The organism is Amorphus coralli DSM 19760 (assembly GCF_000374525.1).
Classification (GTDB): domain Bacteria; phylum Pseudomonadota; class Alphaproteobacteria; order Rhizobiales; family Amorphaceae; genus Amorphus; species Amorphus coralli.
In genome coordinates this window covers 550,740-574,618 of record NZ_KB894572.1, presented here as the reverse complement: position 1 = coordinate 574,618, position 23,879 = coordinate 550,740, and the positions used below count along the sequence as shown (strand labels likewise).

Here is a 23,879-nt window from a genome sequence, read left to right as displayed (position 1 = left end):
CCCCAGAGCTTGTATAAGTTCTAATTCGATTGAATGTCGCACTTGATTAGAATATCTAATCGATCATGGTCACCCTCAAGCAGCTTCGTTATCTCGATGCCCTTGCTCGCCACAGACACTTTGGGCGGGCGGCAGCCGAATGCGCGGTCACCCAGCCGGCCCTGTCGCAGCAGATCCGCCTCCTGGAAGAGCAACTGAAGCTGCAGCTGGTCGAACGGCTTCCCCGCGAGGTGCGGCTCACCGACGACGGCCTCGAGATCGCGAAGCGCGCAGCCCGGATCATGACGGAAGCCCGCGACCTGGTGGACCATGCCCATCACCGGGCCGAGGTGCTCACGGGTTCGCTTCGCCTCGGCGTGATCCCGTCGATCGCCCCCTACGTGCTGCCCGAGGCCCTGCCCCGCCTCCAGGCCGAGTTTCCACACCTGGAACTCTCGATCCGGGAATCCCTCACCGCCACGCTGCTGGATGAGCTGTCGGCGGGCAAGCTGGACGTGGCGTTGGTCGCGCTACCGGTCGCGCCGCAGGAGCGCGACCTGGAAACCACCACGCTCTTCGAGGACCCGTTCGTCCTGGCCGTGAAGACCGACGCCTTCGATGCCCCCCGGGCCCCGGCGGAACAGATCATAGCGACAGCCCCGCTCCTGCTTCTGGAAGAGGGGCACTGTCTGCGCGATCAGGCTCTCGCCTATTGTCAGGCGGTGAGGTCCGACCTGCACAGTCGCTTCGGAGCCTCCAGCCTGACCACGATCATGCAGATGGTGGCGAACGGCTTTGGCGTGACGCTGCTGCCGGAAATGAGCATGTCGGCGGAAGTGGCCGATCCGCGCATCAGCCTTCTGCGCTTCTCCGCGCCCGCACCGAAACGCGACGTCGGGCTCGTCTGGCGCCAGACATCGCCGCGCAAGCGCGACTTCGTCGAACTCGGCCGCGTCCTCGAGGGCTGTGCCAGCAAAGCGGCAGCGGCTCGCACCTCTGGATAGCCCCCAAAAGAAAACGGCGCCTCCCGGAGGAGGCGCCGCTCTCGTCTCTTACCGGATGATCCGGGCGATCAGGCCGCGTCGGGCGCGATCTCCTTGCCCGTCTCCTGGTCGACGATCTTCATGGACAGGCGGACCTTGCCACGCTCGTCGAAGCCGAGAAGCTTCACCCAGACCTTGTCGCCTTCCTTGACCACGTCGGTGACCTTTTCCGGCCGACCGTTGGTCAGCTGGGAAATGTGCACCAGGCCGTCACGGGAGCCGAAGAAGTTCACGAAGGCGCCGAAGTCGACGGTCTTCACGACCGTGCCCTCGTAGACCACGCCCACTTCCGGCTCGGCGGCGATGCCCTTGATCCAGTTCAGCGCGGCGGTGATCGCCTTGCCGTCGGAAGACGCCACCTTGACCGTGCCGTCGTCGGAAATGTCGACCTTGGCGCCAGTCTTCTCGACGATCTCGCGGATGACCTTGCCGCCCGAACCGATCACTTCGCGGATCTTGTCGACCGGGATGTTGATCACCTCGATGCGGGGAGCGTACTCGCCAAGGTCCGTGCGGGCCTCGGTGAGGGCCTTCGACATCTCGCCCAGAATGTGCGAGCGGCCGGCCTTCGCCTGCTCCAGCGCCACCTTCATGATCTCTTCGGTAATGCCGTCGATCTTGATGTCCATCTGAAGCGAGGTCACGCCCGCCTCGGTACCGGCCACCTTGAAGTCCATGTCGCCGAGATGATCCTCGTCGCCCAGGATGTCGGAGAGCACCGCGAAGCGCTCGCCTTCCTTGATCAGGCCCATGGCGATGCCGGCCACCGGACGCTTCAGCGGAACGCCGGCATCCATCAGGGCAAGCGACGTACCGCAGACCGTGGCCATCGAGGACGAGCCGTTGGACTCGGTGATCTCGGAGACGACACGCAGAGTGTACGGGAACTCGTGATGCAGCGGCAGCACCGGATGGATGGCGCGCCAGGCGAGCTTGCCGTGGCCGATTTCGCGACGGCCGGGCGAACCCATGCGGCCCGTCTCGCCCACGGAGAAGGGCGGGAAGTTGTAGTGCAGCATGAAGGTAGACTTGTAGGTCCCCTCCAGCGCGTCGACGAACTGCTCGTCGTCGCCGGTACCGAGCGTGGTCACGACCATCGCCTGGGTCTCGCCGCGGGTGAACAGCGCGGACCCGTGCGTGCGCGGCAGCATGCCGACTTCCGACTGGATCTGGCGAACCGTCTCTAAGTCACGGCCGTCGATGCGGATCTTGTCGTCCAGGATCTGGTTGCGGACGATCGCAGCCTCAAGAGCCTTGAACTGAGCGCCGACGGCTTCCTTGGTGTAGACCTCGCCGCCGGCTGCGCCTTCCTCGGTGCAGAGCGCGGCGACGACCTTGTCCTTCACGGCCGCGATCGCGTCGCGACGCTCGAACTTGACCGGGATCTTGTAGGCGGCGCGCAGCTCGCTTTCGGCAAGCTCCTTCACCTTGGACTGGACCGCCGACATGTCCGGAACGTTGTGCTCGCGGGGCTCCTTGGCGCCCTTCTCTGCGAGGCGGATGATCGCGTCGATCACCGGCTGGTAGCCGCGATGGCCGAACATGACCGCGGAGAGCATCTCCTCCTCGGAGAGTTCCTTGGCTTCCGACTCGACCATCAGCACCGCTTCGCCGGTACCGGCGACAATGAGGTCGAGCTTGGAATCGACCATCCGGTCGACTTCCGGGTTCAGCACGAATTCGCCGTCGATCAGGCCGACGCGGGCACCACCGATCGGGCCCATGAACGGCACGCCGGACAGCGTCAGCGCGGCAGAGGCCGCGACCATCGCCACCATGTCCGGAGCGTTCTCCAGATCATGCGACAGCACGGTGATGATCACCTGGGTGTCGTTCTTGTAGCCGTCGGCGAAGAGCGGACGGATCGGGCGGTCGATGAGGCGCGAAGTCAGGACCTCGTGCTCACTCGGACGGCCCTCGCGCTTGAAGAAGCCACCCGGGATGCGGCCGGCCGCGAAGGCCTTTTCCTGGTAGTTGACGGTCAACGGGAAGAAATCGAAGCCGGGCTTCGGCTCCTTCGCGGACACGACAGTCGCGAGAACGGTGGTCTCGCCGTAGGTGGCGAGCACGGCGCCATCGGCCTGGCGCGCGACACGGCCCGTCTCGAGCGTGAGCGGACGTCCGCCCCAGTCGATCGTCTCTTTGTAGATCTCGAACATGGTTATCCTTTCGTCATGCGGAAACGGCACGACGGACCATGGGCAAGACGGCACGACACAGGAGCGGCTCCATCCCTAGTCAGCGAGACTGCGTGAGCGATGGCCCTACCCCTTTGCCGTGCGATCCTGCCCCATGGCCACGGCGTTGATCCGTTGGTCGGTCTGGCGCGGGGGACGGCGTCCACCCCCCGCAGCCGAGAGCAAACGCTGCCTTAGCGGCGGATGCCGAGACGCTTGATCACGTCCTGGTAGCGGCTTTCCTCGATGTTCCGGAGATAGTCGAGGAGGTGACGCCGCTGGCTGACGAGCTTCAGAAGGCCGCGCCGGGAATGATTGTCCTTGGCGTGCGTCTTGAAGTGCTCGGTCAGATTGATGATCCGTTCGGTCAGGATGGCGATCTGGACTTCAGCCGAACCGGTATCTCCATCGGTCTTGCCGTATTCCTTGATCAGTTCCTGCTTGCGTTCGGTGGTGATCGACATCGTGGTCCTTTCTATTGGCAGGCCGCGGGGCGGCCGACCTGTCTTGCGGGGAACAGGGGACGCAGGCGCGGTTGCCTGTGCGTCCCGCGGGCGGCCAATGCCGGGATGTCGTCCAGCGTGGTCGCCCAATGCGTTGCGGCCGGGAAGCAGCGCTCCCCGGCTCACGGCCGCACTCATACGCAATTCCGTGCCCCTAGGCCAGAGAATTCCGTGTGAGCGGGCTGAAGCGCACTCAGCGCCGGGGCTCGGTGTGGCGGAACACGCGGCGCGGGTGAAACGTGGCCTGATCGACCTCGCCGAGCGCCACGAGTTGGCCCGCCGCCGTGGCATAGGCCTCGCCCGTGACGACAGGCGCGTCGCGTCCGCGGAGGATGACGGCCTGGCCGCGACGCAGGCGCCCGGCGTCGGATCCGGTAATCACGACCTCGGGAAGCGCGTAGAAAGCCGTCTCGACACCGCGCAGCCCGGTGTCCAGCTGCGCCTCCCCATCCTCCTCAGCCGCGATTTCGCGCAGTTCGTCGAGGGTGATCATGTCGTCTTCCGAAAAGGGACCGACCAGCAGCCGCCTCAAGCCCGCCACGTGCGCGCACGTGTCCAGCGCCTGTCCCATGTCGCGGGCGATGGCGCGCACGTATGTACCCTTGCCGCACTCGGCCTCGAAAACGGCCTCGTCCGCGCTCGGGACCTCGACCAGCCGCAGGTCGTAGACGGTGATGGTGCGTGCAGCGAGTTCCACTGTCTCGCCATCGCGGGCGAGATCATAGGCGCGCTCGCCGCCGACCTTGATTGCCGAATAGCGCGGTGGCACCTGCTCGATGTCGCCGATGAACTGCTCCAGCACGGCCTCGATCTGTTCCACGGTCGGGCGCACGTCAGAGGTCTCGACCACCTCGCCCTCGGTGTCGTCGGTCTCCGTCGCCTCACCCCAGCGCACCGTGAACCGGTACACCTTTCGCCCGTCCACCACGTAGGGAACCGTCTTCGTGGCTTCACCGAAGGCGATCGGGAGCAGACCCGAGGCCAACGGATCGAGCGTACCGGCGTGACCGGCCTTCTGCGGCTTGAACAGCCGCTTCACCGCGCCCAACGCCTCCGTCGACGTCAGACCCACCGGCTTGTCGAGGACCAGCCAGCCGTTGACGTCGCGCTTCTTGCGGGGCGGTTTGCCGCCCTTCTTGCGCGGTTGGCGTTCGAGCGGCTCGGCGCTCATTGCCCTTCCTCCGCATCCCCGTCGATGTCCTTGCGCACGTCGGGGTCTTCCAAGAGATCGTTGATCCGGTCATCGTCGTCGAACCGGGTGTCGATGACGAAGCGGAGGTCGGGAACGAATTTCAGCTCGACCCGCTTGGCAAGCGTTCCACGGATCTGCTTGCGGCCGGCCTCGAGCGCCTTGACCGTACGATTCCGGTCGAGCGTATCGCCGAGCGGCATCACGAGCACAGTGGCGACCTTCAGGTCGGGCGTCATGCGAACTTCGGGGATGGTGACGAGATGGCTCGGCACCCCAAGGCCATGCACGTCGCCGCGCATGAAGACATCGGATAGGGCGTGGCGGACGAGCTCGCCGACCCGCAGCTGACGTTGGGACAGGGTCATCGGGTAACTTGGTCTGTGGTTCGTGGTTTCGTCAGGGATGCCGGATGGCGATCAGCGACTTGATCAGTCCGAACGCCCGTTCCACCCGAAGCTCGGCATCGGGGAAAAGCGCCCGCATCTGGGTCCGGTCGAGCAGTCTCGCATCCTGCATCAGCAACATGGCGTGGGACACGTCCCGCGCCTTCGGATAGTAGCCGTTTCGGCGCATCAGAAAGAGGCGATAGCGCAGCGGTTCCGGCAGAAACTGCAGGAACGGCGTGCGCGCGTGCGGTTCGATTGGAAACCAGACATAGGGCGTCTGGACGAAATAGGCGGGCGCGAGCCGACCGACCTCCGCGGCCATTGCCATCATCTCCCGCCATCCTCCGACATGCTCGATGACAGAGTTGGAATGGACGATGTCAAAGCTGCTGTCCTCGAATTCGGACATGTCACGCGCATCGACGACCTGGGTGTTGATCCGCTCACTGCTGGAGGCGATTGCGACCCGGTTCGTCACCGTGACCGAAAGGCGATCCCAGGGGAGCTCCGATCCGAAGACCTCCCAGTAGTCCACCGTCCCACCAACATCGACGATCCGGCAGATCTCGCCAGCCGGCTTGGCCTTCACGACAGCGTCGACCAGATCGCGGAACAGCCGGAAGCGCTTCGCGCGGAAGGAATTGGTCGGTGACGTGGGGCTGAAATCCAGCATCTGGAAACCGTCCCCACCTCACCCGCCGGCGCCGGCGGTCCTTGAGCGGAACCGCCGGTCCTGAGAAGCGCGGCGCCTAAAGCGACCGCGCCACTTCCTCGACCCGGTAGCACTCGATCACGTCGCCGGCACGGATGTCTTCGTACTTCTCGAAGGCCATGCCGCACTCCTGACCGGACTGGACTTCCTTGACCTCGTCCTTGAAGCGCTTGAGCGTGCCGAGCTTGCCCTCGTGGATCACCACGTTGTCGCGCAGCAGCCGGACGGAAGCGCCCCGTTCCACCATGCCTTCGGTGACGCGGCAACCCGCGACCTTGCCGACCTTCGTGATGTTGAAGACCTCGAGGATCTCGGCATTGCCAAGGAAGGTCTCGCGACGCTCCGGCGAAAGCATGCCCGACATCGCCGCCTTCACGTCATCCACCAGGTTGTAGATGATGTTGTAGTAGCGAAGCTCGACGCCGGCCCGGTCGGCCGCATCGCGGGCCTGACGGTTGGCGCGGACGTTGAAGCCGATGATGGCCGCGCCCGAAGCTTCCGCCAGCGTGATGTCGGACTCGGTGATCGCACCGACGCCGGAATGCAGGACGCGCGCCGCCACCTCGTCGGTGTTGAGCTTCTCAAGCGCACCGATGATCGCCTCGACAGAGCCCTGCACGTCACCCTTGATAACCAGCGGGAACTCGGCCCGGCCCGCCAGCTTCAGGTCGCTCATCATCTGCTCGAGCGAGCCGCGGGCGATCGGCTTGGCCGACTGCTTCTCGCGACGCACGCGCTGACGGTACTCGGCGATCTCGCGACCGCGGGCCTCGTTCTCGACCACCGCAAAGCGATCGCCGGCGTGCGGCGTCCCCTGCAGGCCGAGCACCTCGACCGGCATGGACGGAGCGGCTTCACTCACCTGCTCACCGCGATCGTTGATCAGGGCACGCACGCGGCCCCATTCGGTACCGGCAATGACGATGTCGCCAACCCGAAGCGTACCGCGATGGACCAGGACGGTCGCGACCGGGCCACGGCCGCGGTCGAGCTGGGCCTCAATGACGATGCCTTCGGCCACACGGTCGGGGTTCGCCTTCAGCTCCAGCACTTCTGTCTGCAGCAGGATCGCGTCGAGAAGCTTGTCGAGGTTGGTCTGCTTGAGTGCCGACACCTCGACCTCGAGGGTGTCGCCACCCATCGATTCCACCACGATCTCGTGCTGCAAGAGTTCGGTGCGGACCCGGCTGGGATCGGCGCCCGGCTTATCGATCTTATTGATGGCCACGATGATCGGCACCTCTGCCGCGCGGGCGTGGGCGATCGCCTCCACCGTCTGCGGCATGACGCCGTCGTCGGCGGCCACCACGAGAATGACGATGTCGGTGGCGGTGGCGCCACGGGCACGCATCGACGTGAACGCCTCATGGCCCGGCGTGTCGAGGAAGGTGATCTTCTGACCGTCCTGCTCGACCTGGTAGGCACCGATGTGCTGGGTGATGCCGCCGGCTTCGCCGGACACGACGTTGGCCTTGCGCAGCGCGTCCAGCAGCGACGTCTTGCCGTGATCGACGTGGCCCATGATGGTCACGACCGGCGGACGGGTCTCCAGCACGCCATCGTCGTCCGGCTGGTCGAAGATGCCGTCCTCGACGTCGGACTCCGACACGCGCTTCACGGTGTGCCCCATCTCCGTGGCGATGAGCTCGGCCGTGTCCGCATCGATCACGTCGGTGATCTTGTGCATCTGACCCTGCTTCATCATCAGCTTGATGACGTCCACGCCGCGTTCCGCCATGCGGTTCGCCAGCTCCTGGATGGTGATCGTCTCCGGCAGGATGACCTCGCGGACGATCTTCTCCCGGGGACCGGACTGGGCCGCCCGCTTTTCCTTCTCGCGGCGGCGACGCATGGCCGCGAGGCTGCGGCCGCGCTCGTCGTCGTCTTCGAGAGCGGTGGTGATCGTGAGCTTGGTGCGGCGCCGGTCGTCGGTCTTCGGAGCCGGCTTGGAGGGAGCGGCACCGCGCGCGCCACGCTTGGCCTTTGCCTTCTCCGACTCCTCGTCGTCGAGCTCGGCCTGGGTCTTGCGGCGAGGGGCGCCGCCGTCGTCGGCCTTCGCGGAGCGACGGTCGCTCTTGCCCTCGCCATCGGCGGGCGGCATCGCGGCCTCGACGTCGGCCGGGGAGACCTTGGGCTCTTCGGCAGCGCGCTTGGCGGCCTCTTCCTCAGCCTTCTTGCGGGCGACCTCTTCCTCGCGCTTGCGCTCGGCTTCCTCGGCCTGCTCGCGCCGGATGCGATCGAGTTCCTCCCGCTCCTTGCGGGCTTCCTCCTCGGCACGGCGACGATCATCATCCTCGCGGGTGCGCGCCTCGGCGAGCGCCGCGGCACGGGCCCTGGATTCCTGATCCGTCAGGGTGCGGTGGATCTGGCCACGGCCGGCGCCGCGCTGGCCGCCGTCGCGACGGTTGTCGTCACGGCCGCGCGAGCGCTGCGGCTGGTCGGACCGGCGATCGGGACGCGACGGAGCGGCCGCCGGGGCCTTGGCTTTCGCCTTGGGAGCGGCAGGCGCAGCCGGTGCAGCGGCCGGAGCCGGTGTTGGTTCCGGCGCCGGCGGGGCCTTCGCCTCCACGGGCGCGGCCGCGGGCTCGCTCGGCGCAGAAGCAGCGGACGCCTTCACCTCGACGGGGGCCTCCGAGGGCTCCTTGGCCGCAAGCGGCTCGTCCACAGGCGCAGGCTCCGGAGCCGGTGCAGGCTCGGGAGCCGCGGCCGCCTCGGCGGCCTTCTGCTCGGCAGCCTTCTGCTCGGCGGCCTGCTGTTCGGCTGCCCGCTGTTCAGCCGCCTTTTGCTCGGCGACCTTCTGCTCGGCGGCCTGCTCGCTTGCCTTTGCGGCGGCGGCGGCCTCCTGGGCACGCGCCTCCGGCGAGCCGGGAACGACGACCCGACGCTTCTTCTTCTCAACAACGACCGCCTTCGACCGCCCATGGCTGAAGCTTTGGCGCACGGTGCCCTGCTCCACTCCACGACGGAGAGAAAGGGTCTTCTTGCGCTCAACGCCCAGGGTCTTGTCGCCGGTGTTATTCGTGTCGCTCATACTTGCCTTCGATCCTACGGCCAGGGCCAAACGCCTTGGCCGTGCGTCCGCTATAAACCAATATCCGCACGCTCGAACAGGGGCGCCTTCGCGTCACGGCCCGTCCGGAAGCGTTCAAGTCGATCTGCGCGTTCGAGAAACCCGGTGCTTGCCCGGCCCGATTTCAGGCACGCATGTATCACATGACCGCGGCCCAATGCCAAACTCAATTGGGACGCGTCGAAACTCGCTACAAGTGGAAGCGCCTCGGAATCACCAAAGCGCCGCTTGACGGCCTGCAACAACTTGCGGCGTCCGTCTGCTGCCCCGTCACGCGCTTCCACGAGACAGGCCAGCGTGTCTCCGCCGATCGAGGCCTCCACCGAAGCGAAGCCATCGACCACCAGTCCCGCCTTGCGGGCAAGGCTCAGCGACGACAGCGCGCGCTCCTCAAGGAGCGCCTCGATGCGGTCGGCCAGGCCCGGTTCGACCGTGACCTGCGCCTTGAACCCGCGCGAGAATAGACGCTTCCGCTCCGCTTCTTCAACCGCGTCGCGTGTGGCAATCACCCACACGCCCCTGCCCGGCAGATCGCCCTTCAGATCCGGCACGACGCGTGCATCCGGATCGCAGACGAACCGAATCATCCGGTCCACCGGAAAAACCGAGCGGCTGACGAGACAGTGGCGCTCGACGGGTCCGTTCTTGCGCGGCATCTCCGCTCCCCGCCAGCGTCGTCGACGCGTTCGCCCCTACTCCTCGGCAGCCGCGTCCGCCTCTTCGCCTTCCGTCTCCGGCTCGGCGAGGTCTGCTTCGGTAATCCAGCCGATGGCCAGGCGAGCCGCGATGATCATCTGTTCCGCATCGGCCCGGCTCACGTCGAACTCCGACAGCGCGCCGGCGTGACGCTCGACCTCACCCTGCTTGCGCTCCACCCAGCCGACCAGGTCGTCCGTGGCGCATCCGGCGAGATCCTCCACCGTCTTGATGTCGTCCTTGCCCAGCGCAACCATCATGGCAGTGGTCATGCCCGGAATTTCACGCACCTCGTCGGCCACGCCCAGCCCGCGACGCTCTTCGTCGAGCTGACGCTCACGCTCTTCGAGATGCTCCCGCGCCCGGGCCTGGATCTCTTCTGCCGTTTCCTCGTCGAAGCCCTCGATGGAGGCGATCTCGTCGAGTTCCACGTAGGCCACTTCCTCGATCGAGGTGAAGCCCTCGGACGCGAGAAGCTGGCCGACCACCTCGTCGACATTGAGGCCTTCCACGAACAGCGCGGTGCGCTCCTGGAATTCCTTCTGGCGGCGCTCCGACTCCTCCTGCTCGGTCAGGATGTCGATGTCCCAGCCGGTAAGCTGCGAAGCCAGCCGAACATTCTGGCCACGCCGGCCGATGGCCAGCGACAGCTGCTCGTCCGGCACCACGACCTCGATGCGCTCGGCGTCCTCATCGAGAACGACCTTCGCCACCTCGGCCGGCTGCAGCGCATTGACGATGAAGGTCGCCGCATCCGGATTCCACGGAATGATGTCGATCTTCTCGCCCTGCAGCTCCTGCACGACCGCCTGGACACGGCTGCCGCGCATGCCGACGCAGGCGCCCACGGGATCGATGGACGAATCGTTGGACACCACCGCAATCTTGGCGCGGCTGCCCGGATCGCGGGCCACCGACTTCACCTCGATAACGCCGTCGTAGATCTCCGGGACTTCCTGGCGGAACAGTTTCGACATGAACTGCGGGTGGGTGCGCGACAGGAAGATCTGCGGACCGCGCTGCTCGCGGCGCACGTCCATGATGTAGGCGCGCACGCGATCGCCGTTGCGGAACAGTTCACGCGGGATCAGCTGGTCGCGCTTCACGATGGCCTCGCCGCGCCCCAGATCGACGATGACGTTGCCATACTCGACGCGCTTGACGACGCCGTTGACGACTTCGCCGATGCGATCCTTGAACTCGTCATACTGGTGATCGCGCTCGGCTTCGCGCACCTTCTGGACAATCACTTGCTTGGCCGACTGGGCGGCGATCCGGCCGAAATCGATCGGCGGCAGCGGCTCGGAGACGTAGTCGCCGAGTTGGGCCGCGGGATTGCGATGGCGGGCCTCGTCGAGATCGACCTGGGTCGTCGGGTTCTCGACCTCCTCGACCACTTCCAGCAGGCGCTGCAGCCGGATGTCGCCCGTCTTCGGGTTGATCTCGGCCCGGACTTCGGTTTCGGAACCGTAGCGGGAGCGCGCCGCCTTCTGGATCGCGTCTTCCATCGCCGCGATCACGATGGTGCGGTCGATCGACTTCTCGCGGGCGACCGCATCGGCGATCTGCAGAAGTTCGAGGCGGTTTGCACTAACGGCCATTGTCTTTTCTTCCTCCGATCGGCCTGCGAGCGGCGAGGCCAATTCCAGTCCCGTGCGAGCCGGCGAAACCCTCAGGCGTCGTCGTTGCCGCCCACATTGCGCGCCTTGCTGTCGGCCTTCAGGGCTTCGTCGATCAGCGCGTCTGTCAGCACCAGGCGAGCGTCGGACACGTCCTCGAGCGGCAGCACCGCCTCCGCCTCCTCGGCTTTCTTGTCTTCCAGCCTCAGCACGACGGCATCGTCGCGCGTGCCCAGAAGAATGCCGCGGAAGCGTTTGCGGCCGTCCTGCATGCGCGCCAGCTCAATCTTCGTCTCGTGGCCCATCCAGCGATCGAAGTCCGACTTGCGGACCAGCGGTCGGTCGATGCCGGGCGACGAGATTTCCAGATGGTACGCCTTGTCGATCGGGTCCTCGACGTCGAGGACCGGCGACACGGCACGGCTGACGTCCTCGCAGTCATCGACGGTCATTGTGCCGTCCGGGCGTTCGGCCATGATCTGCAGGGTACAGCCGTTGAGGCCGGTCACCTTCACGCGGACGAGGCGGAATCCCAGATCTTCCACGACGGGCTCGACGATGGCGGCAACGCGCGCGTCCAGCCCGCTCTCGCGGACCACGCGCGGCTCGTCGATCGCCGCCTCGATGTCGGCAGGCCCGGTTTCGCTGTCGTGCTTGTCGTCTGCGCTCACGCGCGCTCCATTGCCATTGTGGCGTGTCGGGCCGCATGTCGCGGCCCTGCCCTGTCGTCGAATCGTGATCCGGATAAACGAAAAAGAGCGGGTGCCCGGGAGGCCCCCACTCTCACACCGCACCTGTCAGGATGCCGATAGAGATGTTCGGATCGCTACCGAATATAGCGGAAACGACCCAAAACGCAAGATGACGCCGACGCTCAGGGCCGCAGGCGCCAGCCGGTGCGGAAGATGATCCAGATCACCGCCATGCAGATCAGCATGAACAGGACGGTCATGCCCAGCGAGATGGCCACCGGCACGTCGGACGTCCCATAGAACGACCACCGGAAACCGGAGACCAGATACACCACCGGATTGAGCAGCGTCACCTTCTGCCAGATCGGCGGCAGCATCGAGATCGAGTAGAACGTCCCGCCCAGGAAGGTCAGCGGCATGATGAAGAGAAGCGGGATCAGCTGCAGCTTCTCAAAGCCGTCCGCCCAGATGCCGATGATGAAGCCGAACAGGCTGAACGTCACCGCCGTCAGGACCAGGAAGGCCAGCATGACGAAGGGGTGTTCGATGCGAATCGGCACGAAAAGGGCCGCCGTTGCCAGGATGATCAGCCCCAGGATGATCGATTTCGAGGCTGCGGCTCCGACATAGCCGAGCACGATCTCCGCGTAGGAAATCGGCGCGGAAAGAATCTCGTAGATGGTGCCGGTGAACTTCGGGAAATAGATGCCGAAGGCGGCGTTGGACACCGACTGCGTCAGGAGCGACAGCATGATCAGGCCAGGCACGATGAAGGCGCCGTAGCTGATCCCATCGACCTCCTGGATGCGCGAGCCGATCGCACCGCCGAAGACGACGAAATAGAGCGAGGTCGACAGCACCGGCGAGATGATGCTCTGCAGCACCGTCCGTGCGGTGCGGTTCATCTCGAAGCGGTAGATCGCGGCAGAGGCATGAAGGTTCATCGCCGTTCCCTCACCAGATTGACGAAGATTTCCTCCAGCGAGCTCTGCACGGTGTAGAGATCGCGGAAACGGATGTCGGCGTCGCGCAGATCGGTCATCAACGAGGTGATGCCGGTGCGCTCGCTGCGGGTGTCGTAGGTGTAGACGAGTTCAGTCCCGTCCTCCGACAGGCTCAGGTCGTAGGACGACAGCGCGGCCGGCACCTCTGCCAGCGGCTCCTGCAGCAGGAGCGTCAGCTGCTTGCGGCCGAGCTTCTGCATCAGCGCGGCCTTTTCCTCCACCAGGATGATCTCGCCCTTGGAGATGACGCCGATCCGGTCGGCCATCTCCTCCGCCTCTTCCAGGTAGTGGGTGGTGAGAATGATCGTCACGCCGGCTTCGCGAAGGCGCAGAACCACGTCCCACATGTCCCGACGCAGCTCCACGTCGACACCGGCGGTGGGTTCGTCGAGAAACAGGATCTGCGGCTCGTGCGACAGCGCCTTGGCGATCATGACGCGCCGTTTCATGCCGCCGGACAGGGTGCGAAGCTGGTTGGACCGCTTGTCCCAGAGAGACAGGTCCTTGAGGATCCGCTCGATGTGGGCGGGGTTCTTTGGCTTTCCGAACAGACCGCGGGTGAACGCGACGGTGTCCTCCACCTTCTCGAACTGGTCGGTGGTCAGTTCCTGGGGCACCAGGCCGATGAGCGAGCGGGCAGCGCGATAGTCCGACACGATGTCGTGGCCACCCACGCGCACCGAACCGGCACTCTTGTTCACCAGCCCGCAGACGATGGAGATCAGCGTTGTCTTGCCGGCCCCATTGGGACCGAGCAGCGCGAAGATCTCGCCCTTCTGGATATCGAGATCGACCGACTTCAGGGCCTCGAAACCGGATTCGTAGACCTTGGACAGGCCCTGGACGGAAATGACGGAAGGCATGCGGCGTTTTGCCTTGTCTCTGGAAAGAGCAAACCGCGCGGTGACCTGCCACCGCGCGTCGGGGTCTATTTAGGACCGTTCAGTACAAATTTAAGGGGCGCCCCGCCAGAGGCTGGTCAGAGCGACGAGACGAGATGGCCGCCGTCGACCGGGATCACGCCCCCCGTCATGAAGCTCGAGGCATCGGTGGCGAGCAGCAGGAACACCCCGTCGAGTTCCTCCAGGTTGCCGATCCGGCGCATGGGAATGCGTTTCATCATGCCCTGTCCGGCGTCGCTGTCGAAGAAGTCGGCATTGATATCGGTGGCGAAATAACCCGGCGCGATGGCATTCACGCGAATGCCGTTGCGGGCCCACTCCAGCGCCAAAGCCTTGGTCATCTGAATGACGCCGGCCTTGGAGACCGCATAGGGTGCCACGCCCGTGGCGACCCGATCTCCCAGGATCGACGCGATATTGATCACCGTCCCTGCCGCCTTGGCATCCCGCCAGCGCCGCGCGACTGCAACCGCCGTCAGCCAGACGCCGCGCACATTCACGCCCATGACATTGTCGAAATCGGTGGCGGACTGGTCGATGGCCCAGCCTTCCGTGGCGATCCCGGCATTGTTGACAAGGACGTTGAGGTCACCGAAAGCCTGGAAGACGGTGTCGCAGCACGCCTCGATGGACTCCTCCGACGTGACGTCCAGTTCCACTGCCATCGCCTCGGCGGCCCCCGCCTCGCTGAGTTCGGCGAGGAGCCCTTCCAGCAGGTCATGACGTCGGGCGGCAACGGCGACCCGCGCTCCGGACCGCGCGGCAATGGTGGCGAAATGCGCACCGAGGCCGCTTGAGGCCCCGGTGACGAGAACGCTGCGGCCGGAAAGACGGCTGGCGAGATCCATTGAGACAGTCTCCTGAGTCTGCTGGGCAGCGCCGGTTGCGGCGCGCCCCTCCGGGATCCGGGAAGCGACGGCGCCCCTTGCGAAGATGGGGCGCCGCGGTCGGATCGCGGGATGAACGATGGTCTGCGGTCGGCCTCAACCGGTCCGGATGTCCGGCCGGGCCCCGCGAATGGCGGCCACGATCAGCGATCGCCGGAGCGGAACGCGGCACGGCATCTCGCCCGCCGTATGCTCCGCGCGGATGGCGGAGTCCAGCACGTCGCCGGTCCCGCGTCGAGCCGGACCATGACCCATTTGGCCCTAAGGCTCCAGCTCGGTATCCCAATACAGGAAGTCGAGCCAGCTTTCGTGCAGATAGTTCGGGGGAAACAGCCGGCCGTTGTTGTGGAGGTCCTGGACGGTGGGCCGGAAGGGCATCTGCCGCGGCCACATGTCGATCTCGCGGCAGGATTTGTTGGCCTTGCGCAGATTGCAGGGCGAACAGGCCGTGATGACATTGTCCCAGAGGGTGAGACCGCCCTTCGACCGGGGAATCAAATGATCGAAGGTGAGATCCTCGCGGGTGCCGCAATACTGGCACTCGAACCGGTCGCGAAGGAAGACGTTGAAGCGGGTGAAGGCGGGGTGTCGGGCAGGCTTGATATAGGTTTTCAGCGAGACGACGCTGGGGAGCTTCATTTCGAAGGACGGACTTCGGACCGCCGCTTCATATTCGGAGACGATGTTCACCCTATCGAGGAAGACGGCCTTTATGGCGTCCTGCCACGACCACAGAGAGAGCGGGTAGTAGCTCAGTGGTCTGTAGTCCGCGTTCAGCACCAACGTAGGGTGCGCATCGGGAGATACCGCTATGGTCACTCGATGTCCCTCGTACCTCAGTTGATTCGCCAACCTCGGATGCGCGACTGAACTATGTATAGGCTCTATGTCACTGATGTGAAGTACGAGTCTTGCCTGCGAGGCGCGGACGGCGTCTTCAGCCCGGCAAATATTCGCGCAGGAAACCGCGCCCCAACTCCAGCCCTACCGCATTGATTCCGTGCCCCAATCCCGGCTCCACGTGGGAGCGGACGGCGACACCGGCCGTCGCCAGCGTGGCCTCTGCCTGCAACGTCAGTTCGCTGGGCAGGAGATCGTCCGCCTCGCCGTGGACGAGCAGGACGGGAAAGCGGATCTCCGTTTCCGATTCGAAGCGTTCCGGACCCGCCAGCCGGCCCGAATAACCGATGAGCCCGGCGAGCGGCCTAGAACGGCGAAATCCGACGTGCAGCGCCATCATGGTGCCCTGGCTGAAGCCCACCAGGATCAGCTCCCGCTCCGTCAGGCCGGCCGCATCCAACTCCCTGTCCAGGAAGCGATCGAGGACCGGGGCCGCCGCCGTCACGCCGCGCCAATATTCCGACGGATCGCGCAGCGACAGCGGAAACCACTGCCGGCCCATTGGAGCCAACTCGCACGGATCGGGAGCGTCGGGAGCCACGAAGGCCGTGTGGGGAAACTCGCCTGCCCACATCTCCGCCAGCGCTATGAGATCGGAGCCGTCGGCGCCGTAGCCGTGCAGCAGCACCACCAGGCTGCGGGCCGCTTCGCCGGATGCCGGATGGAGGCGAGGTCCGTCGAGAGTGATCATGGCTCTGCCTTGTTGGCTTGGGCATTTGCTGTCGGCAGACTTTCACGCAAGTCCGTCAGGATAAAGTGACGGATGGGTGCGCGTGCAAATTCTGGAACCAAAAGGCCCCGGGACGAGTTTGCGCACCGTCAAGAAAACAGGGGGTCTCTCCGAATGCTGACCATTATTTCCTGGATTATCCTCGGCCTGATCGCCGGTGCCATTGCCAAGCTCATCATGCCCGGTCGCGATCCTGGCGGGTTCATCGTCACGATCCTGATCGGTATCGCCGGTGCCTTCGTCGGCGGCTATGTGGGTACCGCTCTCGGCGTCGGCGGCGTGACCGGTGGTCTTTCGCTTGCCTCGATCATCACCGCCATCGTCGGTGCGCTGATCCTGCTGTTCATCTACCGGCTGCTGCGCCGCTGATCAGGCACCAAGTCATCTCCAGGCTTCGACAGGGGCATCGGCAACGCCGGTGCCCCTTTCGTTTGCCGCCCGGTCTGCTGGGCCGGGTCAGACCGGCAGCGCCTCCCGACCCTCCCGGCGCGCCTTGTAAAAGGCCCAGAACAGCCGCGCCGCCACGCCGCGCCACGGCGTCCACGCGCCTGCGATCGCCTGAAGTTCACCGATGGTCGGTCGCGCCTTGAGCGCGAAGCCGTCCGCCACGGCGTTCTGCAATGCCAGGTCTCCCGCTGGGAAAATGTCCGGATGGCCGGCACAGAAGAGCAGATAGATGTCGGCGGTCCACGGGCCGATACCCTTGACCGCGCACAGCGACGCATGGGCGTCCTCGGCCGAAAGCGTTGCCACCCGGTGAAGGTCGAGACCACCCTCCACTGCCTCGGCGACAGCCCGCAGCGCCTTCAGCTTCGGCCGCGACAATCCCATCGCGCGCAGCGCATCGTCGTCGCACGCGGTGATCCGGTGCGCCTCGACCTCGCCGAGACCGGCTTCGACCCGGGTCCAGATGGCAGCGGCGCTCGCCACCGACAACTGTTGCGAAACGATGATCCGGCACAGCCCCTCGAAACCGGGTGGGCGCAGCCGAAGCGGCACCTCACCCGCGACGGCGAGAATCGGATCAAGCCGCGGATCGAGCGCCATCAAACCCTGCACGCCCTCGGCGAGATCGGTCTCCGTCTCGATGGGCTTCAGTCCCGCGGCCGGAGCCGGCGGGATCGCCACTGCAACAGTCTCGCGCCGCGCCGCCGGTTTGCGTTTGGTGGCCGGCGTCTTCTTGCGCCCCGTTGCGGCTCGTTTCGGTCCCGTGCTTGCCATCGTCCCTTCCGGCCCGTTACCGCTCAAGTCTCGACACGCCCGCAGCGACGGATCCGATGACCGAAGCCAAAGCCCCGATCGTCCGCTTCGCGCCGAGCCCGAACGGGCATCTTCATCTCGGTCACGCTCTGAGCGCAATCCTCAACGCGCAGGCTGCGGAAACAGGGCACGGCCGCTTTCTGATCCGCATCGATGACCTCGACCAGGGCCGAGCGCGACCCGAATTCGAACAGGCCATCTTCGAGGATCTTTCCTGGCTGGGCCTGCACTGGGATCCGGAGGTTCGGCGGGAATCGCACCACCTCGCCGAATACGGCGCCGCCCTCCAGAGGCTGACCGACATGGGATTGGTCCGCCGATCCGTAGCCAGCCGGCGCGAGATCGCGGAAGCGGCAGCCGCGGCGCAGGAGGCCGGCGCGCCCTGGCGCCGCGACCCGGACGGTGGATGGCACGTTCCCCCAGACGAGGCATTCCTGCCCGCAGCAACAATCGCAGAGCGTGTTGCAGAAAATCGCCCCGCCACGCTCCGGCTGAGGATGGTCGATGCACTGGCCCGGCTGGACGAGCCGCTCGTCTTTCACGAGACCGGTCTCGGCCCCGACGGTGAGACCGGCCGCATCGAGGCCGACCCCGCGATATGGGGCGACATCGTGCTCGGACGCAGCGATGCTCCCGGCAGCTACCACCTCGCAGTGGTCGTCGACGACGCGGTGCAGTCGATCACCGAGGTCATCCGCGGCCGCGATCTGTTTCACTCGACCGCGATTCATCGGCTTCTGCAGGCGCTGCTCGGCCTGCCCGTGCCGACCTATCGCCATCACCGGCTGATTCTCGGCGAGGACGGTCGCAAGCTGTCCAAGTCCTGCGGCGCAACCAGCCTGCGGGAACTCCGGGCCGGCGGCACGACACCGGACGACGTGCGCCGGCTGGTCGGCCTGACGATCGATGCGAATTAGCCCTCGATTGTGACGATCACCGGAACGTGGTCCGACGGCTTCTCCCAACTTCGCGCCTCGGCCACCACCTTCACCGCTCCGACCCGATCGGCCAGCGACGGTGAGGCCCACATGTGGTCCAACCGGCGGCCACGGTTGGAAACGGTGTGGTCGCGGTTGCGGTAGCTCCACCACGTGTAGACCTTCTCCGGCGGTGGCATGTCCCGGCGCACCACGTCGATCCAGCGTCCGGCGACGAGTGCTGCCTCCAGCCGCTCCGTCTCCTCCGGCGTGTGGCTGATGACTTTGAGGAGCTGCCTGTGGGACCAGACGTCCTCGGGATACGGCGCAACGTTGAAATCGCCGCCGACCAGGCTTGGCTCGGCAGAGGCCAGCACGCTCCAGGGCGCGAAGGCGTCGAGATAGGCGAGCTTGGCCTTGAACTTCGGGTTGATATCCGGGTCGGGCTCGTCGCCGCCGGACGGAATGTAGAGCGAGTGCAGGGCCGTCGGCTTGCCGCCCACCTCGACCAGTCCGGAGATGTGCCGACCCTCGTCGATGTCGGCGAGGTTCTCCCGCCCGACCCGTTCGATCGGCCGCTTGGAGGCAATGGCGACGCCGTGATGGCCCTTGCGACCATTCACCACCACATGCGGATAGCCGAGCTTCTCCAGCGCAGCTGTCGGAAATTGCGCATCCGGGCAGCGCGTCTCCTGCAGGAGGAGCACGTCCGGCTGGTGCGCGGAGACGAACTGTTCCACGAGCCCGATCCGGGCCCGGATCGAGTTGATGTTCCATGTCGCGACGACCAGCCGGTCGCCGCCGCTTGCTGCCACCATCAGGCCGCCCCGCGGGCGGCGATGGCGTCGGCCAGCGCGACGGTCTTTTCGGCGATCTCGGCGTGCAGCCGCTCCACCATCTTGCCGTCCAGGGCGATCGCGCCCCGGCCTGCATTCTCCGGCTGCTCGAAGGCCGCGATGATCTTGCGGCCCCAGGCCACCTCGGCCTCGCTCGGCGCAAACACGCGGTTGGCGACGTCGATCTGCTTCGGGTGGATCAGGGTCTTGCCGTCCATGCCCAGGTCGCGGCCCTGGCGACATTCTTCGGTCAGGCCCGCCATGTCGTCCATCTCGTTATAGACGCCGTCGATGATGGACAGGTCGTTGGCACGCGCCGCCGCCACGAAGGTGGCGATCCACGGCAGCATCGTTACCCGTCCCGGGACCATCTGCGCGCGGGTTTCCTTGGCAAGATCGTTGGTGCCGATGACCAGCGCGTCGAGCCGGCGGCCGGCATCCTCCTCGACCGCCTCGGCGATGGACCCGGCGTTCAGGACCGCGCGCGGTGTTTCCATCATCAGCCAGATCTTCAGCTCTGGCCGGGCGCCAAGCCGCGACAGAATCCGACCAATGGACATGACATCGTCCACCGTCTCAGCCTTGGGCACCAGAATTGCGTCCGCCCTGCTCTCCGCGATGGCCTCCAGATCGCCGATGCCCCAGGGCGCCGAGAGCGCGTTCATGCGCACGACGACCTCGCGGTGACCGTAGCCACCCGCGTTGACGGCGGCGAGCACCTGCTGACGCGCCATCTCCTTCTGGTCCGGGGAAACGGCGTCCTCCAGGTCGAAGATCAGGCAGTCGGCGTCGAGCGTGCGGGCCTTCTCCAGCGCACGGGCGTTCGATCCGGGCATGTAGAGGACACTGCGGCGCGGGCGGATGTCGGTCATGAACTCTCCCGGTGGGAAGTCGGTTTCCTCGGCGGTCGGGCGTCTGCCCGCCCTTTCGATAGCAAACCCGCGGCCGGACGCAACCCGCGAGGTGGAAGCCTTCTACCGCGCCCGGCGCATCAACGCCCAGTCCTGCATGACGCGGGTGGCGTAGGCTTCCGCTTCGCTGACCATGTCTGCGATCGCGTCCCCCGATAGCCGCTCGATCATGTGGCACTCGAAGCGCCGGGATCGCTTGTCGGCGCGGCCATGGGCCAGCGCAATCGCCCGGGCGGACGCCTTGGCGTGATCGACGAGGTTGTCCTCAAGGTCGCCATCGGCGAGGTCCTCCGCGTCGGCACTCACCTTGGAGTGATGCCGGGTCCGCACGAGCCAGTGGTTGTTGTTCCACTCAACCTCATCGAGAATCCGGTCGGGGCGGCGTTGCATCAGCCGCTGACAGTCCACCACAAGGTGCGCCGACGGCATGAGGTTGGCCGGATCAAGGGCGGGGAAGTGCGCCTGAAATGCCGCCGGACGCTGCTCCTTGATTTCGACCACGTGGTAGAGCTCAAGCAGCCGACGCCAGTCCTGCCCGTCGCGCGCTTCAGCGTCCGGCCCCACCAAGAGATAGTAGCGGTCGGCATCGCGGGCGCCGAGCCCCGCCCCGTATCGCACAGCCGCGTCGCATACCGTGTCGTCCACATAGGGCCGGAACGCCTCGACGATGGTCGATGCGCGCTGGCCCAGTAGTCGCTCCAGCCGGCCGGGCTCCTGTCCGAAACGCGGCACGGCGCCTTCCAGGTCGACCGCCTTGGCGAGCTTCGATTTTCGGTGGAAGTCCTTGCCACCGACGGCGCGCTTCTTCGCCTTCTTTTCGAAGTCGGCAAGAAAGTGGCCCGACTTGAAGTCGCAGACCACCTCGTCCCAGCAATCATCCGGCCGTTCGGCGATATCCGCGCAGGTCTTGCGATAATGCTTCAGAAACTTCCTGGCTGCCTTGCGGGCGGCGCCGAAGCCCGGCGAGCGCGCGATCCGGTCCAGCGGCCAGTCGACATAGATGCCGTCCTCGTCGCAGCTCGCCCGGTCCGCGGCGAGGAAGAGGCTGACGGCGTAGCGCATCAGGTCCCATTCGGCGTGGCCGACGCCTGCATCGTCGAAGTCGTTCGGACAGAACACGACGTGATGCGGGGCGGCCCAGGTGCCGCCCTCCGTCAGGAAGCCGAAATTCTCGAAATGGCTGTCGCCCTGGATCCGGGTCAGCGAGCGCCGGGCAACATCGACCTTGAGCCGGCCGTCGCGCAGATCGCGGTAGTAAAGGCTGGCCGTGCCCCGGAAGAAGGCGAAGGGCGACCCGGCCATGTCGGCATGTTTCGCCGTACCCTCCTCTGACAGGATGTCGATCTCGTCGACCCGGCGGATCTCCTCGACGATTTCCTGCAGGCGGACATCGCTTGCGGCGTCCATGACGCACCTTTCGGTTCGGGAGGGACCTCCGCTCTGCGGCCCGGGGCCGGTCAGTCGGCGAGTTGCGGCAAGTCGCGGTAGAGGTCCAGCGCTTCCGGGTTGGCCAGCGCTTCCTTGTTCTTCACCTCGCGACCGTGAACGACATCACGCACGGCGAGTTCCGTGATCTTTCCCGACTTGGTGCGGGGAATGTCGTTCACCGCCACGATGCGGGCCGGCACGTGGCGCGGGCTGGCCCCGGAGCGAATCTGTGCCTTGATCGTCTTTTCCAGCGCCTCGTCCAGCGCGGCGCCCTCCGCCAGACGCACGAACAGCACCACACGGACATCGTTGTCCCAGGTCTGGCCGATGGCAAGCGCCTCCAGCACGTCCGGGATCTGCTCCACCTGGGCGTAGATCTCCGCCGTGCCGATCCGCACACCGCCGGGGTTGAGGGTCGCGTCGGACCGACCGTGGATGATGATGCCGCCATGCGGCGTCCATTCGGCGAAGTCGCCGTGGCACCAGACATTATCGAAGCGGTCGAAATAGGCGGCGTGATACTTGGCACCGTCGGGGTCGTTCCAGAACATCACCGGCCTCGTCGGAAACGGCTTGGCACAGACGAGCTCGCCCTTGCCGTCCGCCATCGGCTTTCCGTCCTCCGACCAGACCTGCATGTCGAGGCCCAGGCCGGGACCCTGGATTTCGCCCTTGAAGACCGGCTTGATCGGAATGCCGAGCACGAAGCAGCCGACGATGTCGGTGCCGCCGGAGATCGAGGCGAGATGGATGTCCTCCTTGATCTTGTCGTAGACGAACGAGAAGCTTTCCGGCGCCAGCGGCGAGCCGGTGGAGGTCATCAGGCGGACGGTCGAGAGGTCGTGGCTCTCCTTCGGCACGAGGCCGGACTTGGCGACCGCGTCGATATATTTCGCCGACGTGCCGAACAGCGTCATCTTCTCCGCGTCGGCATAGTCGAACAGGATCGAACCGGACGGGGCGAAGGGCGAGCCGTCATAAAGCAGCAGCGTCGCCTCGGACCCGAGCGCCGACATCAGCCAGTTCCACATCATCCAGCCGCAGGTGGTGAAGTAGAAGACCCGGTCGCCGGGGCGCTCGTCGCAATGAAGGCGGTGCTCCTTGAGGTGCATCAGGAGCACGCCGCCGGTAGCGTGGACGATACACTTCGGCACGCCCGTCGTGCCCGACGAAAACATGATGTAGAGCGGCTGGTCGAACGGCACACGCTCGAAGCGTACGGCGCGGGCTTCGTAGCGGGAGGTCACCGCGTCCAATGCCTCGGCGCGGGGCAGGCCTCCGGCCACGTCCCCGGCCCGGCCGAGATAGGTGGCGATCCAGACCTCGCCGGCACTCGGCAGCTGATCGACGATCGGCTTCAGCTTGTCGGCCACGGCAATCTCCTTGCCGTTGTACCAGTAGCCGTCACACGCCACGAACACCTTCGGCTCGATCTGGCCGAACCGGTCGAGCACGCCGCGCTCGCCGAAATCCGGCGAGCAGGACGAGAACGTCGCGCCCAGCGAGGCGGTCGCCAGCATAAGCGCCGCGGTTTCCGGCATGTTCGGCATCATGGCCGCGACCCGGTCGCCAACCCCGACACCGGCATCCGCAAGCGCCTGCTGCAGCTTCGAGACCAGCGCCTGCAGTTCCCGCCACGAGAGCCGGCGCTTCACCTTGTCCTCGCCCCAGAAGACGATGGCGTCGCCGTCGTCGTTCCGGCGCAGCATATTTTCCGCGTAGTTGATCCGCGCCTCGGGGAAGAAGGCCGCCCCCGGCATCCGGTCGCCATCCTTCAGGACCGTCTGGCCCTTGTCGCCGATGACCCCGCAATAGTCCCAGATCGCCGACCAGAAGCCCTCGACGTCCTCTACGGACCAGGCATGCAGGTCTTCATAGGACGAGAGCGTCCGGCCGGTCCGCTCGCCGACGAACCCCATGAATTCGGTCATGGCGGCCTTGGCGACGCGCTCGCTGGATGGGGTCCAAAGCGGCTGGTCAGCGGTCATGTCGGAGATCCCTCCCACGGTCCTTCGGGCCTGGCGCCGGGGCCAGC

The 23,879-nt window shown here is 65.9% G+C and carries 22 protein-coding genes; 3 read left to right on the top strand and 19 right to left on the bottom strand.

What is annotated here, in order from left to right; translation table 11 throughout:
• Nucleotides 1–65: 65 nt before the first annotated feature.
• Nucleotides 66–983 carry a hydrogen peroxide-inducible genes activator gene (locus C507_RS0110585; RefSeq protein ID WP_018699670.1) on the top strand — a complete coding sequence of 306 codons (918 nt, stop codon included), beginning with the start codon at nucleotides 66–68 and terminating at the stop codon, nucleotides 981–983.
• 68 nt (nucleotides 984–1,051) lie between these two features.
• On the opposite strand, the gene pnp is transcribed toward C507_RS0110585, so the two are convergent.
• From pnp to C507_RS0110510, 14 genes are all read right to left on the bottom strand, one after another.
• Nucleotides 1,052–3,181 carry a polyribonucleotide nucleotidyltransferase gene (gene pnp, locus C507_RS0110580; protein ID WP_018699669.1) on the bottom strand — a complete coding sequence of 710 codons (2,130 nt, stop codon included), beginning with the start codon at nucleotides 3,179–3,181 and terminating at the stop codon, nucleotides 1,052–1,054.
• Nucleotides 3,182–3,393: 212 nt separating this feature from the next.
• Nucleotides 3,394–3,663 carry a 30S ribosomal protein S15 gene (rpsO, locus tag C507_RS0110575; protein ID WP_018699668.1) on the bottom strand — a complete coding sequence of 90 codons (270 nt, stop codon included), beginning with the start codon at nucleotides 3,661–3,663 and terminating at the stop codon, nucleotides 3,394–3,396.
• A gap of 232 nt (nucleotides 3,664–3,895) precedes the next feature.
• Nucleotides 3,896–4,873, bottom strand: a complete 978-nt coding sequence (truB, locus tag C507_RS0110570; RefSeq protein WP_018699667.1) for a tRNA pseudouridine(55) synthase TruB — start codon at nucleotides 4,871–4,873, stop codon at nucleotides 3,896–3,898.
• Complete coding sequence (gene rbfA / locus C507_RS0110565) at nucleotides 4,870–5,259, bottom strand: 30S ribosome-binding factor RbfA (RefSeq protein ID WP_018699666.1); 390 nt, start codon at nucleotides 5,257–5,259, stop codon at nucleotides 4,870–4,872. The genes truB and rbfA overlap by 4 nt, the downstream gene beginning before the upstream one ends.
• Before the next feature lie 31 nt (nucleotides 5,260–5,290).
• Nucleotides 5,291–5,953: a class I SAM-dependent methyltransferase gene (locus C507_RS0110560; protein ID WP_018699665.1), complete on the bottom strand. Its 663-nt coding sequence runs from the start codon at nucleotides 5,951–5,953 to the stop codon at nucleotides 5,291–5,293.
• Between the two features lie 76 nt (nucleotides 5,954–6,029).
• Complete coding sequence (gene infB, locus C507_RS0110555) at nucleotides 6,030–9,023, bottom strand: translation initiation factor IF-2 (protein ID WP_018699664.1); 2,994 nt, start codon at nucleotides 9,021–9,023, stop codon at nucleotides 6,030–6,032.
• Nucleotides 9,024–9,073: 50 nt separating this feature from the next.
• Nucleotides 9,074–9,718: an RNA-binding protein gene (locus C507_RS21050; protein ID WP_018699663.1), complete on the bottom strand. Its 645-nt coding sequence runs from the start codon at nucleotides 9,716–9,718 to the stop codon at nucleotides 9,074–9,076.
• Between the two features lie 36 nt (nucleotides 9,719–9,754).
• Nucleotides 9,755–11,359 (bottom strand): transcription termination factor NusA, encoded by a 1,605-nt coding sequence (gene nusA / locus C507_RS0110545; protein WP_018699662.1) that lies wholly within the window; start codon nucleotides 11,357–11,359, stop codon nucleotides 9,755–9,757.
• 71 nt (nucleotides 11,360–11,430) lie between these two features.
• Nucleotides 11,431–11,991, bottom strand: coding sequence for a ribosome maturation factor RimP (rimP, locus tag C507_RS0110540; protein WP_026319003.1), 561 nt, complete (start codon nucleotides 11,989–11,991; stop codon nucleotides 11,431–11,433).
• 260 nt (nucleotides 11,992–12,251) lie between these two features.
• Nucleotides 12,252–13,013: an ABC transporter permease gene (locus C507_RS0110535; protein ID WP_018699660.1), complete on the bottom strand. Its 762-nt coding sequence runs from the start codon at nucleotides 13,011–13,013 to the stop codon at nucleotides 12,252–12,254.
• Nucleotides 13,010–13,936, bottom strand: a complete 927-nt coding sequence (locus C507_RS0110530) for an ABC transporter ATP-binding protein (protein ID WP_018699659.1) — start codon at nucleotides 13,934–13,936, stop codon at nucleotides 13,010–13,012. Before C507_RS0110530 ends, C507_RS0110535 begins: the two co-directional genes overlap by 4 nt.
• Nucleotides 13,937–14,052: 116 nt before the next feature.
• The gene (locus C507_RS0110525) at nucleotides 14,053–14,823 is read right to left on the bottom strand and encodes an SDR family NAD(P)-dependent oxidoreductase (RefSeq protein ID WP_018699658.1); all 771 of its coding nucleotides are present in this window, start codon (nucleotides 14,821–14,823) and stop codon (nucleotides 14,053–14,055) included.
• A 300-nt stretch (nucleotides 14,824–15,123) separates the two neighbouring features.
• Nucleotides 15,124–15,681, bottom strand: coding sequence for an HNH endonuclease (locus tag C507_RS0110515; RefSeq protein WP_026319002.1), 558 nt, complete (start codon nucleotides 15,679–15,681; stop codon nucleotides 15,124–15,126).
• A gap of 118 nt (nucleotides 15,682–15,799) precedes the next feature.
• Nucleotides 15,800–16,453 carry an alpha/beta hydrolase gene (locus C507_RS0110510; protein ID WP_018699655.1) on the bottom strand — a complete coding sequence of 218 codons (654 nt, stop codon included), beginning with the start codon at nucleotides 16,451–16,453 and terminating at the stop codon, nucleotides 15,800–15,802.
• Nucleotides 16,454–16,606: 153 nt separating this feature from the next.
• On the opposite strand from C507_RS0110510, the gene C507_RS0110505 reads away from it, so the two are divergent.
• Nucleotides 16,607–16,861, top strand: a complete 255-nt coding sequence (locus C507_RS0110505; RefSeq protein ID WP_018699654.1) for a GlsB/YeaQ/YmgE family stress response membrane protein — start codon at nucleotides 16,607–16,609, stop codon at nucleotides 16,859–16,861.
• Nucleotides 16,862–16,948: 87 nt separating this feature from the next.
• Here the strand turns inward: C507_RS0110505 and C507_RS0110500 are convergent, their stop codons facing one another.
• Nucleotides 16,949–17,590: a DNA-3-methyladenine glycosylase family protein gene (locus C507_RS0110500; protein WP_026319000.1), complete on the bottom strand. Its 642-nt coding sequence runs from the start codon at nucleotides 17,588–17,590 to the stop codon at nucleotides 16,949–16,951.
• Nucleotides 17,591–17,769: 179 nt separating this feature from the next.
• Between C507_RS0110500 and gluQRS the strand changes: the two genes are divergently transcribed.
• Entirely contained in the window at nucleotides 17,770–18,669 is a 900-nt protein-coding gene (gluQRS, locus tag C507_RS0110495) for a tRNA glutamyl-Q(34) synthetase GluQRS (RefSeq protein WP_018699652.1), read from the top strand.
• Here gluQRS and C507_RS0110490 read toward each other — a convergent pair.
• The 4 genes from C507_RS0110490 to C507_RS0110475 all read right to left on the bottom strand — a co-directional run bounded on the left by C507_RS0110490 (nucleotide 18,666) and on the right by C507_RS0110475 (nucleotide 23,832).
• Complete coding sequence (locus C507_RS0110490; protein ID WP_018699651.1) at nucleotides 18,666–19,487, bottom strand: exodeoxyribonuclease III; 822 nt, start codon at nucleotides 19,485–19,487, stop codon at nucleotides 18,666–18,668. The genes gluQRS and C507_RS0110490 overlap by 4 nt on opposite strands.
• Entirely contained in the window at nucleotides 19,487–20,377 is an 891-nt protein-coding gene (locus C507_RS0110485) for an HpcH/HpaI aldolase/citrate lyase family protein (RefSeq protein ID WP_018699650.1), read from the bottom strand. The genes C507_RS0110490 and C507_RS0110485 overlap by 1 nt, the downstream gene beginning before the upstream one ends.
• A gap of 102 nt (nucleotides 20,378–20,479) precedes the next feature.
• Entirely contained in the window at nucleotides 20,480–21,823 is a 1,344-nt protein-coding gene (locus C507_RS0110480; RefSeq protein WP_018699649.1) for a DUF2252 family protein, read from the bottom strand.
• 50 nt (nucleotides 21,824–21,873) lie between these two features.
• Nucleotides 21,874–23,832, bottom strand: coding sequence for an acetoacetate--CoA ligase (locus tag C507_RS0110475; RefSeq protein ID WP_018699648.1), 1,959 nt, complete (start codon nucleotides 23,830–23,832; stop codon nucleotides 21,874–21,876).
• Nucleotides 23,833–23,879 lie beyond the last annotated feature (47 nt).

Bases quoted from the DNA above. Each gene is read 5' to 3' on its own strand.
- C507_RS0110510 (WP_018699655.1), bottom strand. From the start codon at position 16,453: ATGATCACTCTCGACGGACCTCGCCTCCATCCGGCATCCGGCGAAGCG.
- nusA (WP_018699662.1), bottom strand. From the start codon at position 11,359: ATGGCCGTTAGTGCAAACCGCCTCGAACTTCTGCAGATCGCCGATGCG.
- C507_RS0110475 (WP_018699648.1), bottom strand. From the start codon at position 23,832: ATGACCGCTGACCAGCCGCTTTGGACCCCATCCAGCGAGCGCGTCGCC.
- C507_RS0110525 (WP_018699658.1), bottom strand. From the start codon at position 14,823: ATGGATCTCGCCAGCCGTCTTTCCGGCCGCAGCGTTCTCGTCACCGGG.
- gluQRS (WP_018699652.1), top strand. From the start codon at position 17,770: ATGACCGAAGCCAAAGCCCCGATCGTCCGCTTCGCGCCGAGCCCGAAC.
- C507_RS0110535 (WP_018699660.1), bottom strand. From the start codon at position 13,013: ATGAACCTTCATGCCTCTGCCGCGATCTACCGCTTCGAGATGAACCGC.
- C507_RS0110480 (WP_018699649.1), bottom strand. From the start codon at position 21,823: ATGGACGCCGCAAGCGATGTCCGCCTGCAGGAAATCGTCGAGGAGATC.
- pnp (WP_018699669.1), bottom strand. From the start codon at position 3,181: ATGTTCGAGATCTACAAAGAGACGATCGACTGGGGCGGACGTCCGCTC.
- C507_RS21050 (WP_018699663.1), bottom strand. From the start codon at position 9,718: ATGCCGCGCAAGAACGGACCCGTCGAGCGCCACTGTCTCGTCAGCCGC.
- infB (WP_018699664.1), bottom strand. From the start codon at position 9,023: ATGAGCGACACGAATAACACCGGCGACAAGACCCTGGGCGTTGAGCGC.
- rbfA (WP_018699666.1), bottom strand. From the start codon at position 5,259: ATGACCCTGTCCCAACGTCAGCTGCGGGTCGGCGAGCTCGTCCGCCAC.
- C507_RS0110505 (WP_018699654.1), top strand. From the start codon at position 16,607: ATGCTGACCATTATTTCCTGGATTATCCTCGGCCTGATCGCCGGTGCC.
- rpsO (WP_018699668.1), bottom strand. From the start codon at position 3,663: ATGTCGATCACCACCGAACGCAAGCAGGAACTGATCAAGGAATACGGC.
- C507_RS0110490 (WP_018699651.1), bottom strand. From the start codon at position 19,487: ATGGTGGCAGCAAGCGGCGGCGACCGGCTGGTCGTCGCGACATGGAAC.
- C507_RS0110585 (WP_018699670.1), top strand. From the start codon at position 66: ATGGTCACCCTCAAGCAGCTTCGTTATCTCGATGCCCTTGCTCGCCAC.
- C507_RS0110485 (WP_018699650.1), bottom strand. From the start codon at position 20,377: ATGACCGACATCCGCCCGCGCCGCAGTGTCCTCTACATGCCCGGATCG.
- truB (WP_018699667.1), bottom strand. From the start codon at position 4,873: ATGAGCGCCGAGCCGCTCGAACGCCAACCGCGCAAGAAGGGCGGCAAA.
- C507_RS0110530 (WP_018699659.1), bottom strand. From the start codon at position 13,936: ATGCCTTCCGTCATTTCCGTCCAGGGCCTGTCCAAGGTCTACGAATCC.
- C507_RS0110560 (WP_018699665.1), bottom strand. From the start codon at position 5,953: ATGCTGGATTTCAGCCCCACGTCACCGACCAATTCCTTCCGCGCGAAG.